Raw genomic sequence first — 16,173 nt, 5'->3', positions numbered from 1 at the left:
AACTCTTCGGTGTCCGTGCTCAGCCGGTGCCGAGACCGGCGTCGTCGACCTTGTTTCCGCCCTCGGCCGCGAGGACCTTGTTCAGGAGGGTGAGGTCGTAAATGCCCTTCAGGTCGGGCTTCTCCAGCAGGCCCGCCCCGACGGCGTGCCGCGCCTGCGTGCCGAGCGTGGCGGCCAGCGGGTCGTCGGTGAACCTGATCGACTTCCACGCCGGGTCCAGGACCTCGGGCGGCAACGCCTTGCCCGAGTCGATCTCCAGCTGCTCGTTCGCGGCCTTCTTCGCCTCGTCCGGGTGGGCGTTGATCCACTTGTTGGTCGTCACCGACGCCCGCAGCACGGCCTCGACGGCCTTCGGGTGCTCCTTGAGGAACGCCTGCGACACGATGACGTTCGTGATGACGAACTTCTCGTCGGGCCACAGCGTCGCCTCGTCGAGGAGGACCTTGCCGCCCTCGGCGACCAGCTTCGACGCGGTCGGCTCGGGCACCCACGCGCCGTCCACGGAACCGGACTTGTAGGCGTCCGGGGTGACCTTGTTGTCGCTGCGGACGACCGTGACGTCGCCCCTGCCGCTCTGCGCGTCGACCTTCCAGCCCTGCTCCGACACCCAGTTGAGGAACGCCACGTCCTGCGTGTTGCCGTGCTGCGGCGTGGCGATCCGCTTGCCCTCGACGTCCTTCAGCGACTTGATCTTCTCGGGGTTCACCACCAGCTTCACGCCGCCGGACGCCGAACCGGCGATGATCCGCAGGTTCTTGCCGAGGGACTTGGTGTACCCGTTGATCGCCGGTGACGGGCCGATCCAGCCGATGTCGATGGAGCCCGAGTTGAGTGCCTCGATCTCGGAGGGGCCCGCGTTGAACGTGGCGAACTTCGCCTCGGTGCCGCCCAGCTCCTGCTGGATGAAGCCCTTCTGGCGGGCGACCAGAGCGGTGCCGTGGGTCAGGTTCCCGAAGTACCCGATCCGCACGGAGTCGAGGCCGTCGGTCTTCTCGGCCCCGGCGGCGACCTTCACGGTGTCGTCGTCCTTGGCCTGGGAGCCGTACCCGCACGCGGCGAGGGCGAGCAGCGGCAGCGCCGCGAGCACCGCGAGGGTGCGGCGGACGGCTGGGTTGGCAGGCACGGGAGGTGTTCCTCTCGGTGGCCCGGCGGTCACGGTCTCTCAGGTCGTGGCCGGGAGGTCGGCAGGTCGGGTCCTACGGCGGTGGCGGCTGAGGGCGCGCGAGCGGTGCGCGTACGTCAACGCACACATCGGGCCACTCCGCCCTGCCCGGCGCCGAGAGCACCGCTGCCGACGCGGCCGCCCTCCTTCGCGAACATCGAGTAGAAGTCGGGGGAGTTCATGCTCAGAAGTCCCACCCGTCGTCGTCGGTCGGGTCCTTGACGGGCTCCGGCGAGGCGAACGACTCGCCGACCATGCCGGCGGTGAGGGTGGTGCCGTCGTTCGGGTCGATCAGGATGAACGAGCCGGTGCGGCGCGAGTCGGCGTAGAAGTCGACGGGCAGCGGCTCGGCGGTGCGGACCTTCACCCGGCCGATGTCGTTGGCGACGAGCCGGCCCGGGTGCGGGTGCAGCGACAGGTCGTCCAGGGTGAGCCGGGACGGGATGTCCTTGACGATCGCCTTGACCGTGCGGGTGCCGTGCTTGAGCAGCACGCGGTGGCCGACGGTGAGCGGTGCGTCGGCGACGTGGCACACGGTCGCCTCGATGTCCTGCGTGGTCGGCGGCGCGTCCTTGCTGGGCACGATCAGGTCGCCGCGGGAGATGTCGATGTCGTCCTCCAGCAGGAGCGTCACCGACTGCGGCGTCCACGCCACGTCGACCGGCTCACCCAGCAGGTCGATGCCGGCGATCCTGGTGGCGCGGCCCGACGGCAGGACCGTCACGGACTCGCCGACGCGGAAGGTGCCGGCGGCGATCTGGCCCGCGTAGCCGCGGTAGTCGGGGTGCTCGGCGGTCTGCGGCCGGATCACGTACTGCACCGGCATCCGCGCGTGGCAGTGCGTGAGGTCGTGCGCGGCCGGCACCGTCTCCAGGTGCTCCAGCACGGTCGGACCCGCGTACCAGTCCATGTGGGAGGAGGGGTCCACGACGTTGTCGCCGACCAGCGCCGAGATGGGGATCGCGGTGACGTCCGGGATGCCCAGCTCGGCGGCGTACGCGGTGAACTCCTCGGCGATCGCCGCGAACACCGACTCCTGGTAGCCGGCCAGGTCCATCTTGTTGACGGCGAGGACGACGTGCGGGACGCGCAGCAGCGCGGCGATGGCGGCGTGCCGGCGGGTCTGCTCGACGACGCCGTTGCGGGCGTCGACCAGGATCACCGTCAGCTCGGCGGTGGAGGCGCCGGTCACCATGTTCCGCGTGTACTGCACGTGGCCCGGGGTGTCGGCGAGGATGAACCGGCGGCGCGGCGTCGCGAAGTAGCGGTAGGCGACGTCGATGGTGATGCCCTGCTCGCGCTCGGCGCGCAGGCCGTCGGTGAGCAGCGCCAGGTCGGGGGTGTCCTGGCCGCGGCCGGCCGACGCGCGCTCCACGGCCTCCAGCTGGTCGACGAGGACCGACTTGGAGTCGTGCAGCAGCCGGCCCACCAGCGTGGACTTGCCGTCGTCGACGGAGCCGGCGGTGGCGAACCGCAGCAGGGTGGTGGCCGAGAGTTCCTCGGTCGTGACGGTGCTCATGTCTAGAAGTACCCCTCGCGCTTGCGGTCTTCCATCGCGGCCTCGGACAGCTTGTCGTCGGCGCGGGTCGCGCCGCGTTCGGTGAGCCGGGACGCGGCGATCTCCGTGATCACCTTCTCGATGGTGTCGGCGTCGGAGTCGACGGCGCCGGTGCAGGACATGTCGCCGACGGTGCGGTAGCGGACCTGCCGCTTCTCCACCGTCTCGGTGTCCTTCGGGCCGCCCCACTCGCCGGCGGTCAGCCACATGCCGTCCCGCCGGAACACCTCACGCTCGTGGGCGTAGTAGATCCCGGGCAGCTCGATGTTCTCGCGGGCGATGTACTGCCACACGTCCAGCTCGGTCCAGTTGGACAGCGGGAAGACCCGCACGTGCTCGCCGGGCGCGTGCCGGCCGTTGTAGAGGTTCCACAGCTCGGGGCGCTGGCGGCGCGGGTCCCACTGGGAGAACTCGTCGCGCAGGGAGAACACGCGCTCCTTGGCGCGGGCCTTCTCCTCGTCGCGCCGGCCGCCGCCGAACACGGCGTCGAACTTCTCCGCCTGGATCTTCTCCGTCAGCGGCAGCGTCTGCAGCGGGTTGCGGGTGCCGTCCGGGCGCTCCTTGAGGACGCCGCGGTCGATGTAGTCCTGCACGGAGGCGACGTGCAGCCGCAGCCCGTGCTTCGCCACCGTCCGGTCGCGGTAGTCGAGGACCTCGGGGAAGTTGTGCCCGGTGTCGACGTGCAGCAGCGCGAACGGCACCGGCGCCGGCGTGAACGCCTTCAGCGCAAGGTGCAGCATGACGATGGAGTCCTTGCCGCCGGAGAACAGGATCACCGGCTTCTCGAACTCGCCCGCCACCTCGCGGAAGATGTGCACCGCCTCGGACTCGAGGGCGTCGAGGTGGGACAGCGCGTACGGGCTGTCCGTCTCCTCGGAGATGCTCGCGACGGTCGTCGTCATGCCAGTCCCCTTTCGCTGAGCAGGGCGTACACCGCCGCGGCGGACTCCTGGACGGTCTGGTTCTGCGACTCGATGCGCAGATCGGGCGACTCGGGCTCCTCGTACGGGTCGTCGACGCCGGTGAGCCCGGTGAGCTCACCCGCGGCCTGCTTGGCGTACAGGCCCTTGACGTCGCGGACGCTGCACACCTCGACCGGGGTCGCCACGTGCACTTCGAGGTAGCCCGTGCCGTTCGCCTGGTGGCGCTTGCGGACGGCCTCGCGGCTGTCGGCGTACGGCGCGATCACGGGGACGAGCACCGTGACGCCGTTGCGGGCGAGCAGTTCGGCGACGAAGCCGATGCGCTGAACGTTGGTGTGCCGGTCCTCGCGGCTGAAGCCGAGGCCCGCCGAGATGAACTCGCGGATCTCGTCGCCGTCGAGCACCTCGACCCGGTGGCCCTCGGCGCGCAGCCGGCCGGCCAGCTCGTACGCGATGGTGGTCTTGCCGGCGCTCGGCAGACCCGTGAGCCAGACGGTGGCTCCGGTCGTCACGTCGGTCTCCTGAATCGTCGTCGTCATCCGTGCAGCCCGCACTCGGTCTTGGCGCGGCCCGCCCAGCGGCCGGCGCGCGCGTCCTCGCCCTCCAGGACCCGGCGGGTGCAGGGGGCGCAGCCGACGGACGTGTAACCGTCCATCAGCAGGGGGTTGGTGAGCACGCCGTGCTCGGCGACGTAGGCGTCCACGTCGTCCTGCGTCCAGCGGGCGATGGGGGAGATCTTGACCTTCTGCCGCTTGTCGTCCCAGCCGACGACCGGGGTGTTCGCCCGGGTCTCCGACTCGTCGCGGCGCAGGCCGGTCGCCCACGCGAGGTAGCCCTTCAGGCCCTCTTCGAGGGGCTGCACCTTGCGGAGCCTGCAGCACAGGTCGGGGTCGCGGTCGTGCAGCTTCGGGCCGTACTCCGCGTCCTGCTCGGCGACCGTCCGGCGCGGGGTGAGCGTGATGACGTTGACGTCCATCACGGCGTCGACCGCGTCCCGGGTGCCGATGGTCTCCTCGAAGTGGTAGCCGGTGTCGAGGAAGACCACGTCGACGCCGGGCATCGCGCGGGAGGCGAGGTGGGCGACCACCGCGTCCTCCATGGACGAGGTGACGCAGAAGCGCTTGCCGAACGTCTTGGCGGCCCACTGGAGGATCTCCAGGGCGGAGGCGTCCTCCAGGTCGCGCCCGGCCTGCTCGGCGAGTGCCTTGAGTTCCCCGGCCGCGCGCTCTCCCTGCTCTTCCTGAATCGCCGTCATATCCGGTCCCCTCCAGAGGAGTTGGGGTGAAGCCCCTGGGCGAGCAGCCCGAGGAACTTCAGCTGGAAGGCGCGGTTGCACGCCGCGCATTCCCAGGCGCCGTGGCCCTGCTCGCTCGGACGCAGGTCCTCGTCGCCGCAGTAGGGGCAGTAGAACGGGGCGGCACGCTCGCTCACGACAGCGACTCCCCTCTTTCAGCGGCTCGGTTCGCCTCCGGGGCGCTCCAGCCTCCGTCGACGGTCGACCGTGCTCGGCCGCTTCGCGACCTCCGCGCGCTCTCCCTTTCGACGGAGGCGCGCCCCTTCGGCTCACTCGCCTGGTTCACGACAGCGACTCCTCACTGGCGCGGGCGGCCCAGGCGGCGAACCGCTCGCCGTCCTCGCGCTCCGCCTGGAACCGCTTCAGCACGCGCTCGATGTAGTCCGGCAGGCCGTCGGCGGTGACCTTCAGGCCGCGCACCTTGCGGCCGAAGCCGGCCTCCAGGCCGAGCGCGCCGCCGAGGTGCACCTGGTAGCCCTCGACCTGCTCGCCCGCGTCGTTGACGACCAGCTGGCCCTTGAGACCGATGTCCGCCACCTGGATACGGGCACAGGCGTTCGGGCAGCCGTTGAGGTTGATGGTGATCGGCTCGTCGAAGTCCGGGATGCGGCGCTCCAGTTCGTCGATGAGCGAGGCGCCGCGCGCCTTCGTCTCGACGATGGCGAGCTTGCAGTACTCGATGCCGGTGCAGGCCATCGTGCCGCGCCGGAACGCGGACGGCCGGGCGGTGAGGTCCAGCGCCTCCAGGGCCTCGACCAGCGACTCGACCTGCGGTTCCTCGACGTCGAGGATGATCATCTTCTGCTCGACCGTGGTCCGCACCCGGCCCGAGCCGTGCGCCTCGGCGAGGTCGGCGATCTTCGTCAGGGTGGTGCCGTCGACGCGGCCGACGCGCGGGGCGAAGCCGACGTAGAAGCGGCCGTCCTTCTGCCGGTGCACGCCGACGTGGTCGCGCCAGCGCTCCACGGGCTGCGCGGGCGCGGGGCCGTCGGTCAGCTTCCGCTCCAGGTACTCGTCCTCCAGCACCTGGCGGAACTTCTCCGGGCCCCAGTCGGCGACGAGGAACTTCAGCCGGGCGCGGGTGCGCAGCCGCCGGTAGCCGTAGTCGCGGAAGATCGAGACGACGCCCTCGTGGACGTCGGGGACCTCGTCCAGCGGGACCCAGGCGCCGAGCCGGACGCCGATCTTGGGGTTGGTGGACAGTCCGCCGCCGACCCACACGTCGAAGCCGGGGCCGTGCTCGGGGTGGACCACGCCGACGAACGCGACGTCGTTGATCTCGTGTGCCACGTCCAGCAGCGGCGATCCGGAGACCGCCGTCTTGAACTTGCGCGGCAGGTTCGAGTACGCGGGGTTGCCGATGACCCGGCGGTGGATCTCGTCGATCGCCGGGCTCGCGTCGATGATCTCGTCCTCGGCGATGCCGGCCACGGGCGAGCCGATGATCACGCGGGGCGTGTCGCCGCAGGCCTCGGTGGTGGACAGGCCGACGGCCTCCAGGCGGTTCCAGATCTCGGGCACGTCCTCGATCCGGATCCAGTGGTACTGGACGTTCTGCCGGTCGGTGATGTCGGCGGTGCCGCGCGCGAACTCCTGCGAGACCTCGCCGATCACGCGCAGCTGCTGGGTGGTGAGCCGGCCGCCGTCGATCCGGACGCGCAGCATGAAGTACTTGTCGTCCAGCTCCTCCGGCTCCAGTACGGCGGTCTTGCCGCCGTCGATGCCGGGCTTGCGCTGGGTGTAGAGCCCCCACCAACGCATGCGGCCGCGCAGGTCGTTGGGGTCGATCGAGTCGAATCCGCGCTTGGAGTAGATCGTCTCAATGCGTGTCCGCACATTGAGACCGTCGTCGTCCTTCTTGAACTGCTCGTTGCCGTTGAGCGGGGTGAAGTGCCCCGCGGCCCACTGACCCTCGCCGCGGTGACGGCTCACCTTGCGGCGGGGAGTCGCGGCGGCAGGGTTCTGCGGGGTGGCGGCCATGGTGGATACGTCCTTCGGGACAGGCGGAATTAGTCTCTGACCTGCGCATAGGGGCGCATGGGCATACGTGCGCTTCGTTGCGCGGAGGGGGAACGGAAGAGAGTGCCGGCGCTGCTGGAACCCGCGGCCCGGGGGCCGGGGGAGGTGCGTCAGCGCGCCGGACAGATGGCGCTGGACATGCGGCCGAGGTCGACGTGCCGCCGACTCACCAAGGCAATTCCAGTTCCAGACATGACGGAAGCGTGTCACGGCGATCTGGACACAGTCCAGCTTCGTCCAATATTCGGACACCCTTGTCTCGAAGAGAGAGACAAGGGTGTCCGTGGTCACACTCCGCGCGAGCGGTCTTGTCGGCGCAGGTCAGGCCGGACAGGCCCCCGGCCAGGGACCTGGGGTGGGGCCGTCCGCTTCTTCCTCGACCCTGGTGTCGAACAGCCGGAAGCCGCGCCGCAGGTAGTTCGCCATGGCGTACTCGCCGTCCTTGCTGCACGTGTGCAGCCACACCCGCTTCGTCGGGGCGAGCCCGGGCCGGCGGTCGGCGAGGTCCCAGGCGCGCGCGGTCCCGTACGACAGCAGGTGGCCGCCGATGCCGCGCCCCCGGAAGGCGGGGAGCAGACCGAAGTGGACGATCTCCACCACGCCGTCGTCCTGCGCCTCCAGTTCCACGTAGCCCGCGGGTGTGCCGCGGTCGTGGGCCACCCAGGTCTCCACGCCGGGCCGCTCCAGGTGCTCCCGCCACCGCGCGTACGTCCACCCCAGGCGGTCGATCCAGCGCAGGTCGCCGCCGACCGACGTGTACAGGAAACGGCTGAACTCGGGGGAGGGCACCTCGGCGCACACGATCCGCACGTCGCCCTCGGGCTCGGCGGCCGGCAGCAGGTCACCGGGGGCGGTCTGCTCCAGGGACCAGGTGGTCACGGCGATGTTGCTCATGCCCGTCAGGGAATCATCCCGCTCGCGCGTCTGTCGATCGAGGGTCCGGGCCGCCCGCCCCGGCGGCCCTGGGCACTCGGTCCGGGCAGACCTCAGCCCTCGGTCTTGCCGGCCCTCAGTCCTCGGCGAGGGAGGCCAGCGGGACCGCGAACAGGGTGCGGGACGACTGGGACCAGACCTCGCCCGTGGCCACCCAGTGGGACAGGGACGTGGCCGGGCCGCTCCAGCAGTGGTGCGTCCGGTCGGTGCCGCAGCGGGCCGGGTGGGCGCCCTCGGTGTCCTGGCGCCACAGCGCGCCGTGGCCCTCGAACGTGCCGACCGGGCGGCCCAGGTACCAGGCGGCACGGTGCGACAGCACGCCCTGGACGCCCGTCACCCGCGTCTCGTACGCCTCGTCGGCGCGGACGTGACCGTCCGCGTCGGTGTCCAGCAGGCCGGCGCGGGCCGGGTCGGCGCTGAACGGGTAGCGCCACAGCCGGGTGCGGGCGTCGCCGTCGGGGGAGACCCAGTCGCTCACGGCGAGGCTGTCCGGAGCGGTGCTGCGGTCCAGGGAGACGCTGTCGGGCCTGGGCGCACCGGCGCCGCCGGACAGCCGGTAGGACGCGACCGGCGTCAGCACGTACCGGCAGCCGTGCACGGCCCGGCCCTCGCCCGCCCGCGGCGCGTCGCCACTGGGGCCTTCGGCGCCGGACCGGCTCTCGGCCCGGCCCACTGTGCCGGACCCGCTCTCGGCGCCCGGGCCGCCGTCCGTCCGCCGGATGCGGTCCATGTCGTAGACGTACAGGGCGGTGCGGTCCGCGTGGCCGGCGGTGACGAGGAGTTTGTCCTGGTACCAGACCATCCCGGACACCGACGAGTCGAGTTCCCGCAGGTCGCGCCCGTCGGGGGAGGGGGCGGCGAGCAGCACCCACGTGTAGGCGAGGCGCTCGGGGTCGTTCGCGTCGACGAAGGCGACGCGGGCCGGGCCGTCGGCCGCCGTGGCGCCCCGGTCGGGGTCGCGTCCCGCGGGCGCCTCCCGGCTCCAGGCCGACAGGATCACGCGGTTCTCGCCCCAGCGGCCGTCGTCGTCCGCGTCCCCGGAGGTGGTGACCGCGCCCGGCCGCCAGCCCGCCGTGTCGGCGTCGTCCCAGCAGTAGGCGCGGGTGGCCGCCGGGGACACGGGCAGGGCGGCCCGCTCCCGGCCCGTGCAGCGGTCCTTCTCGCGCAGGGTGCGGTCGGCGTCGGCGAGGACGGCGCCCACGCCGACGGGACGGCCCAGTGAGGCGGCGAGGCGTTCGGACGCGGGCGGCACCGGGTGCTCGGTGAGCCGCAGCCTGCCGGTGTCCGCCGCGGAGGTGAGCGGCCGCAGGGCACCCGGGTCCTCGGTGACCGTGGCCTGCGAGGCGCTGATCATGGTCGCCGCGGCCGTCAGCCCGAGCGCGGCACCCGCCAGGGCGCCGCGCAGCACCCGGCCGCGTCTGCGCCTGCGGTGCCTGCCGCGTTGCTTCATGCCGTCCTCCTGAGCCGGGCCAACTGCGCCGGGTGATCCACGTGTTGGTCGAGGAGCAGGTGGGGTGACCCGAAGACGGATGCTACGGCAGACGTGCCGGGTCGGGGGCGAAGACCCCGCAAATGCGCGGCGGCCCGCGACGCGGTCAGCACGGTGCCGCCGGGGTCCGGTGCCGGGCCACCGCCGGTGCCGTCGAGTGCGGCAGCAGGTCGGCCGGGTCGTCGGGGAACAGGACCTCGACCTCCGCCTCGTCGCGGAAACGATACGGCCGATGTTGCAGGAATCCCCCGAGATACCGCCTGACCCGCGACATCTCGGCCCGTACCGTCACCGTGCGGGCCGGGTCGCCGAACAGGTCCTCGGCGAGTTCCGACGCGCTGCGCCCCGCCCGGTGCGTCGCCAGCAGGAACAGCAACTCGGCGTGCCGGGGACTCAGTTCGTGACTGAAGGAGCCCGAGCCGCCGGCCACCTCCAGCGACCAGCGGCGCGGCCTGCGCAGGTCCAGCGCGATCCGGGTGACCCCGTGCCGCACCGGCTCCTCCTCGACCCGCACGAGCCAGCCCCTGGTCAGCGGCTCCACCGAGCACAGCCCCAGCGCCGGCAGCCACCGCATGCCCGCCGTCAGCGACTTGGGCAGCGCGACCCGGTCCGTGTACGGCAGCCCGGTCACCGCCGCCGTCCAGCCGTCCCGGTCCACGACCAGCGCCCGGCCGCCGATCCGGGCCAGCACCGGCGCCGCCACCGCCCGCAGCCGCTCCAGCGCCCGCAGATGACGCTCCCGCAGCCGCGCCTCGGCGAGCTTGGCCACCGAGTCGACCCAGGCGAGCGTGGCCGGGTGCATCGTGTCCAGCGGCCCGCTCACGTCGACCACGCCGAGCAGCCGGCCGTCCCGCGGGTCCGTGATGGGCGCCCCGGCACAGGTCCAGCCGGTCTGCGAGCGCGAGAAGTGCTCGGACGCGAACACCTGCACCGGACGCCGGGTGACCGTGACCGTGCCCACCCCGTTCGTGCCGACGACGTTCTCCCGCCAGTCCGCGCCCACCTCGAACCCGATCCCGTCGGCCTTGCGCAGCACCGGCGCGCTGCCCTCCCGCCACAGCACCCGCCCGTCCGCGTCGGCCACCACCATGATGTGCCGGGTGACGTCGGCGATCGACACCAGCCCCTCACGCAGCACCGGCAGCACATGGCGCAGCTCCGACGCCTCGCGCCGGCGCCGCACCTCGTCCGCGTCGAGCGGTGTGGCTCTGGACTCGTGGTCCGGGTCGAGGCCGCCCCGCAGCACTCTTTCCCACGACTGCCCGATCACCGGGCGCGGCGGCAGCGGGGTCGGCCGGCCCGAGAGCGTCGCGGAGCGGATCTCGCTGAGTACCCGGGCCGCGCGCGTCGTGTCGACGACGGCGAGCTGCGTCACGTCCATCGGCGAGAGCGCCACTGGTCCTCCCGGAAGCAGAACGAAGGAAGAACGGGGAAGGAAGCCAGGAAGGCGGACCCTCCCTGACCCTCCGTCTCATGGTGCCGTCCGGCGTGGACGGACGGGCCCAGTCCGCTCACAGTGACGGACAAGTTGCAACCCCTCGCAACCCTGGTGGGACACACGTGCGGTGATTGAAACTTGAGCGACGTCGCCCCGAGCGACGCGCGTGGTCCGACAGGGCCAGTGCTGCGGGGGTGGTGCCGTGTCGGCGCAGCACCACCCCCGCGTCGGCCCGCACCCGCGGGACCCGCACCGCGTCCTAACGCTCCGGCCGGGCCCGCTCCACCACCGACGCCAGGTCCAGGGTGTGCGGCAGCGTGCCGAACGCCGCGCCACCGTCACCGCCCAGCCGCGACGCGCAGAACGCGTCCGCGACCTCCGGCGGCGCGAACCGCACCAGCAGCGACCCCTGCAACACCTGCGCGACCCGCTCCGCGACCCGCCGCGCCCGCGCCTCGACACCCTCCAGATCGGCGAGTTCGGTCAGCAGGTCCTTGATCGCCCGGTCCAGCCGGTGGTCCGCGCCGCGCGCCAGACCCACCTCCCGCAGATACGCGTCGAGAGCGGCCGGCTCCCGGCCGAGCGCCCGCAGCACGTCCAGGGCCTGCACGTTCCCGGCGCCCTCCCAGATCGAGTTGAGCGGCGACTCCCGCACCAGCCGCGGCAGCCCCGACTCCTCCACGTACCCGTTGCCGCCCAGGCACTCCGCCGCCTCCACCGCCACCGGCGCGCACCGCTTCGTCACCCAGTACTTCGCCGCCGGCACCGCCAGCCGCAGCAACGCCCGCTCCTGCTCACCGCCGTCGTCGTACGCGGCGGCCAGCCGCAGCGCCAGCGTCGTCGCCGCCTCCGACTCCAGCGCCAGATCCGCGAGCACGTTGCGCATCAGCGGCTTGTCGACGAGCCGCCCGCCGAACGCCTCCCGGTACGTGCAGTGGTGCACCGCCTGCGCGACGGCCTGCCGCATCAGACCCGCCGAGCCCAGCACACAGTCCAGCCGGGTCGCCGCCACCATCCCGATGATGGTGCGCACCCCGCGCCCCTCCTCACCGACCCGGCGCGCCCACGTCCCGTCGAACTCGACCTCCGCCGACGCGTTCGACCGGTTGCCCAGCTTGTCCTTCAGCCGCTGGATCAGGAACACGTTGCGCGAGCCGTCCGCCAGCACCCGCGGCACCAGAAAGCACGTCGGCCCGCCCGGCGCCTGCGCGAGCACCAGGAACGCGTCCGACATCGGCGCCGAACAGAACCACTTGTGCCCCGTCAGCCCGTACGTGCCGTCCTCGGCCAGCGGCCGGGCCGCCGTCGTGTTCGCCCGTACGTCGCTGCCGCCCTGCTTCTCCGTCATGCCCATCCCGAACAGGGCACCGGACTTCTGCCCCGCCGGCCGCAGCTCCCGCTCGTAGATCGTGGACGTCAGCCGCGGCTCCCACTCCGCCGCGAGCGCCGGATCCGCGCGCAGCGCGGGCACCGCCGCGTGCGTCATCGACAGCGGGCAGCCGCTGCCGGCCTCCGCCTGCGTCCACACCACGAACCCGGCCGCCCGCCGCACGTGCCCGCCCGGCCGCGTCCACGCCGACGTCAGCCCCGCCGACACGCCCTTGCCCAGCAGCCGGTGCCACGCCGGATGGAAGTCGACCTCGTCGACGCGGTTCCCGTACCGGTCGTGGGTGCGCAGCACGGGCGGGTTCTCGTTGGCCTGCGCCGCCCACTCCTGCAACTGCGCCGATCCCGCCGACCGCCCGAGCGCCGACAACTCGCCGCGCGCCTCGTCCAGGAGCGCCGGGTCCAGATGCCGTTCGACCGCCTCCGCCAGCGCCCGGTCCGCGGCGAACACGTCGTGTCCGACCAGCGGCGGAGCCTGATTGGTGACGCGGTGGGTGCTGCCTGACATGTCTGCGAACCTACCCCTCGGCACGGCGGAGGTCACCAGAGTGACACGGCCACCGGTCCGCGGCGGACGGCACCGGGCCCGGTGGATGAGCGCGGCCCCGCGCGACGGATACCTTTAGTGCGTGCAGCCAGCAAGTGAAACCCCCGACAGGCCCTCCGGCCGACTCCACCGCGCCCGCGCGCTCTACCGGAACGTCTCCAAACGCAGGACCGCCTGGCTGCTGCTGAAGGACACCGTCAACTCCTGCATCGAGTACCGCATCCTGGGCCTCGCGGCCGAAGCGGCGTTCTTCACCCTGCTGTCCGTGCCGCCCCTGCTGCTCAGCATGATCGGCCTGCTCGGCTACGTCGACGCCTGGACCGGCGCCGACACCATCGAGAGCCTCCAGCAGAACATCCTCGACGCCGCCCGCACCGTCCTGTCCGACCGGGGCGTCCAGCAGATCGCGGAGCCGATCCTGCACGACGTGATGAAGGGCGGCCGGCCCGACATCATCTCCATCGGCTTCCTGTTCGCCCTGTGGTCCGGCTCGCGCGCCGTGAACGTCTTCATCGACACCATCACCGTCATGTACGGCCTCGACGGCGTCCGCGGCATCGTCAAGACCCGCCTGCTGGCCTTCCTGCTCTTCGTCGTGGCGCTGCTCATCGGCTCCGTCGCCCTGCCGCTGATGGTCGCCGGACCCGACGCCGTCGTCCGGATCGTGCCCTGGTCGACGACCGTCGTGCAGGTCCTGTACTGGCCCGTCGTGATCCTGCTGTCGATCGCCTTCCTGACCACGCTCTACCACGTGTCCGTGCCCGTGCGCTCCCCCTGGATCGAGGACGTCCCCGGCGCGCTCGTCGCCCTCGGCATGTGGGTGCTGGGCAGCTCCCTGCTGCGCATCTACCTCACCAGCACCGTCGAGGGCCCCACCATCTACGGCTCGCTCGCCGCGCCCGTCGCCGTCCTGCTGTGGATCGGCGTGTCCGCGTTCGCCGTCCTCGTCGGCGCCGCCGTCAACGCCGCGATCGACCGGGTGTGGCCGGCCGCCGCCACCGCCGCCGCCCGCGAGGCGAACGAACGGCTGCGGCAGGCACAGGTCGCCGAGTACGTGGCGCGGACCGCGGCCGGCGGCGGGTCCGACCCGGACATGCCGTCCGAGTTCCCCGAACGCTGGTCCCGCTTCCTGCCCCCCGAGGACGTCTCCGCCCGGCTGCGCACCCACGTCAAGAGCGCCCCGCGCCACGGGGACGGCCCACCGCACGACGAGAAGTGACACCGCGCCCCGCACGGGGCGCGGCAGCCCTTCACACCGACCAGGTGCCCCGCGCCGCCGCGTCCCGCGCGAACTCGGCGAAGTCCCGCGGCGGCCGGCCCAGCACCCGCTCGACACCGTCCGACACATGCGCGTTGCGGCCGTCCAGCAGCGCCTCGAACAACTCCACCAGGAACGCCGCCTCCCCGTCCGGCACCCCGAACGACGTCAGCACCTCCCCGTACGCGCGCGGCGACACCGACCGGTACACCAGCGTCCGGTCCGCCGCCTCCCCGATCTCCGCGACCGCCGCGCCCCAGGTCAGCAGCCGCGGCCCCGACACGGCCACCTCCCGCCCCACGTACGCGTCGTCCCCGAGCACCGCCACCACCACGTCCGCGATGTCCCGCGCGTCGACGAACGGCTCCGGCACCTCACCGCCCGGGAACACCAGCTCCCCGCCCAGCCGCAGCCCTTCCACCAGCGGGCCCTCGCTGAAGTTCTGCGCGAACCACGCCGCCCGCACGACCGTCCAGTCCGCGCCCGACGCGCGCAGCGCCTCCTCCGTCGGCAACGCCCGCTCCTGGCCCCGCGCCGACAGCAGCACCAGCCGCCGCACACCGAGCCCGACCGCCGCCCGCGCCAGCTCACCCACCTCCTCCGCCGCGCCCGGCGCGCCGACGTCCGAGGGATGCACCAGATAGGCCGCGTCCGCGCCGCGCAGCACGTCCGCCCACGTCGAACGGTCCCGCCAGTCGAACCCCGTGCGCCGCGACGCCTCCCGCACCGCCGGCCCCGCCGCGCGCGCCGCCTCGGCCACCCGCCGCCCGGTACGCCCCGTAGCGCCCGTCACCACCACCGTCATGTCCCGCGTGCTCCGCGTGTTCTTTGCCATGCCACCGAGTCAACTGCCGTACGCGGCACGGAACCATCGCCGAGCGGCTCACCCGCATACGCCCGCGTCTACGCTTGGGCCCATGGACGCTCCTGCCCGGCCGGACACGCTCCTGCGGGGCGACCCCCTCACGGGCCTGCTGGAAGGCCCCCGCGCCCGCGGGGCGTTCATGATCCGCGCCTGCTTCGACCCGCCGTGGGCCGTGCGCGTCGAGGACCGGGCTCCGCTGTCCGTGATGGTCATGGTCCGCGGCGATGCCTGGATCCTGCCCGAGACGGGCGAACCCGTACGGCTGCGGGCCGGTGACCTCGCCATCGCGCGCGGCCCCGGCGCCTACACCTGCGCCGACCACCCCGACACCGCACCGCAGGCGCTGATCCTGCCCGGCGGCCGGTGCAGCCACCCCGACGGGCGCCCCCTCAACGGCACCATGGACCTCGGCGTACGCACCTGGGGCGACCGGCTCGACGGCGGCACCGTCGTCCTGATCGGCACCTACCTCATGCGCGGCGAGATCGGCGGCCGGCTGCTCGACGCGCTGCCGCCGCTGCTCACCCTCGCCTCCGACGACTGGGACTGCCCGCTCACCCCGCTGCTCACGGCGGAGATCGTCCGCGACGAACCCGGCCAGGACGTCGTCCTCGACCGGCTGCTCGACCTGCTCGTCATCGCCGCGCTGCGCACCTGGTTCGCCCGGCCCGAGGCGGCGCCGCCCGGCTGGTACCTCGCCCTCGCCGACCCGGTCGTCGGCCGGGCCCTGCGCCTGATCCAGGACGACCCTGCCCACCCCTGGACCGTCGCCGGACTCGCCGCGAAGGCAGGGGTGTCCCGCGCCGCGCTCGCCCGCCGCTTCACCTCCCTCGTCGGCGAACCCCCGATGACGTACCTCACCGCCTGGCGCCTCGCCCTCGCCGCCGACCGGCTCCGCGACACCGAGGACACCGTCGCCGCCATCGCCCGCCAGGTCGGCTACGGCACGGCGTTCGCCCTGTCGACCGCCTTCAAACGCGCCTACGGGGTCAGCCCCCAGGAGCACCGGCTGGGGCGGCTGGGCTGACGCCGGGGCCATCACGGGCGCGGGGCGCGGCGGGGGTGGGCGCGGTGCGGGTGGCGCGGTTGTGGGCGGCGCGGGTCGGATGTGGCGCGGGTGGCGCGCGTGCGGGCGGCACGGGTCGGATGTGGCGCGGTTGCGGGCGGTGGGGGTGGCGCGGTTGCGGGCGGTGGGGGTGGCGCGGCTGCGGGCGGCGCGGGTCGGGTGCGGCGCGGGTGGCGGTGTTGCGGGCGGTGGGGGTCGGGCGCGGTGCGGTGCGGGTGGCGCGGTTTCGGGCGGC

The 16,173-nt window shown here is 73.0% G+C and carries 15 protein-coding genes; 2 read left to right on the top strand and 13 right to left on the bottom strand.

The features are described 5' to 3' along the window. Window positions 1-19 precede the first annotated feature (19 nt). The 12 genes from ACZ7D7_RS19245 to ACZ7D7_RS19190 form a co-directional block, all read right to left on the bottom strand. Entirely contained in the window at window positions 20-1,123 is a 1,104-nt protein-coding gene (locus tag ACZ7D7_RS19245) for an aliphatic sulfonate ABC transporter substrate-binding protein (RefSeq protein ID WP_470825658.1), read from the bottom strand. Between the two features lie 223 nt (window positions 1,124-1,346). Beyond that, window positions 1,347-2,681, bottom strand: coding sequence for a sulfate adenylyltransferase subunit 1 (locus tag ACZ7D7_RS19240; protein ID WP_470825656.1), 1,335 nt, complete (start codon window positions 2,679-2,681; stop codon window positions 1,347-1,349). Window positions 2,682-2,683: 2 nt separating this feature from the next. After that, complete coding sequence (gene cysD, locus ACZ7D7_RS19235; protein ID WP_470825655.1) at window positions 2,684-3,622, bottom strand: sulfate adenylyltransferase subunit CysD; 939 nt, start codon at window positions 3,620-3,622, stop codon at window positions 2,684-2,686. Beyond that, window positions 3,619-4,155 carry an adenylyl-sulfate kinase gene (gene cysC, locus ACZ7D7_RS19230; protein WP_470825653.1) on the bottom strand — a complete coding sequence of 179 codons (537 nt, stop codon included), beginning with the start codon at window positions 4,153-4,155 and terminating at the stop codon, window positions 3,619-3,621. The genes cysD and cysC overlap by 4 nt, the downstream gene beginning before the upstream one ends. A gap of 23 nt (window positions 4,156-4,178) precedes the next feature. After that, window positions 4,179-4,898 (bottom strand): phosphoadenylyl-sulfate reductase, encoded by a 720-nt coding sequence (locus ACZ7D7_RS19225; protein WP_470825652.1) that lies wholly within the window; start codon window positions 4,896-4,898, stop codon window positions 4,179-4,181. Next, window positions 4,895-5,074 (bottom strand): hypothetical protein, encoded by a 180-nt coding sequence (locus ACZ7D7_RS19220; RefSeq protein ID WP_470825651.1) that lies wholly within the window; start codon window positions 5,072-5,074, stop codon window positions 4,895-4,897. The genes ACZ7D7_RS19225 and ACZ7D7_RS19220 overlap by 4 nt, the downstream gene beginning before the upstream one ends. A 145-nt stretch (window positions 5,075-5,219) precedes the next feature. Further along, window positions 5,220-6,917 carry a nitrite/sulfite reductase gene (locus tag ACZ7D7_RS19215; protein ID WP_470825650.1) on the bottom strand — a complete coding sequence of 566 codons (1,698 nt, stop codon included), beginning with the start codon at window positions 6,915-6,917 and terminating at the stop codon, window positions 5,220-5,222. A gap of 149 nt (window positions 6,918-7,066) precedes the next feature. Continuing rightward, a complete protein-coding gene (locus ACZ7D7_RS19210; RefSeq protein ID WP_310591794.1) occupies window positions 7,067-7,150 on the bottom strand; it encodes a putative leader peptide in 84 nt (27 codons plus the stop codon). 127 nt (window positions 7,151-7,277) lie between these two features. Next, window positions 7,278-7,850 (bottom strand): GNAT family N-acetyltransferase, encoded by a 573-nt coding sequence (locus ACZ7D7_RS19205; protein ID WP_470825649.1) that lies wholly within the window; start codon window positions 7,848-7,850, stop codon window positions 7,278-7,280. Between the two features lie 115 nt (window positions 7,851-7,965). Then, complete coding sequence (locus ACZ7D7_RS19200) at window positions 7,966-9,339, bottom strand: hypothetical protein (protein ID WP_470825648.1); 1,374 nt, start codon at window positions 9,337-9,339, stop codon at window positions 7,966-7,968. A 145-nt stretch (window positions 9,340-9,484) separates the two neighbouring features. Further along, window positions 9,485-10,774, bottom strand: coding sequence for a helix-turn-helix domain-containing protein (locus tag ACZ7D7_RS19195; protein ID WP_470825647.1), 1,290 nt, complete (start codon window positions 10,772-10,774; stop codon window positions 9,485-9,487). Between the two features lie 301 nt (window positions 10,775-11,075). Continuing rightward, entirely contained in the window at window positions 11,076-12,710 is a 1,635-nt protein-coding gene (locus tag ACZ7D7_RS19190) for an acyl-CoA dehydrogenase family protein (protein ID WP_470825646.1), read from the bottom strand. Between the two features lie 121 nt (window positions 12,711-12,831). Between ACZ7D7_RS19190 and ACZ7D7_RS19185 the strand changes: the two genes are divergently transcribed. Next, the gene (locus tag ACZ7D7_RS19185) at window positions 12,832-13,968 is read left to right on the top strand and encodes a YihY/virulence factor BrkB family protein (RefSeq protein ID WP_470825645.1); all 1,137 of its coding nucleotides are present in this window, start codon (window positions 12,832-12,834) and stop codon (window positions 13,966-13,968) included. Between the two features lie 31 nt (window positions 13,969-13,999). Here ACZ7D7_RS19185 and ACZ7D7_RS19180 read toward each other — a convergent pair whose 3' ends face one another. Continuing rightward, entirely contained in the window at window positions 14,000-14,842 is an 843-nt protein-coding gene (locus ACZ7D7_RS19180; protein WP_470825644.1) for an NAD(P)H-binding protein, read from the bottom strand. A gap of 82 nt (window positions 14,843-14,924) precedes the next feature. On the opposite strand from ACZ7D7_RS19180, the gene ACZ7D7_RS19175 reads away from it, so the two are divergent. Next, window positions 14,925-15,899, top strand: a complete 975-nt coding sequence (locus ACZ7D7_RS19175) for an AraC family transcriptional regulator (protein WP_470825643.1) — start codon at window positions 14,925-14,927, stop codon at window positions 15,897-15,899. Window positions 15,900-16,173 lie beyond the last annotated feature (274 nt).

The organism is Streptomyces sp. NPDC037054 (assembly GCF_055606745.1).
Note: the sequence above shows the minus strand (reverse complement) of the source record. Positions and strands in the feature narration are given on the sequence as shown.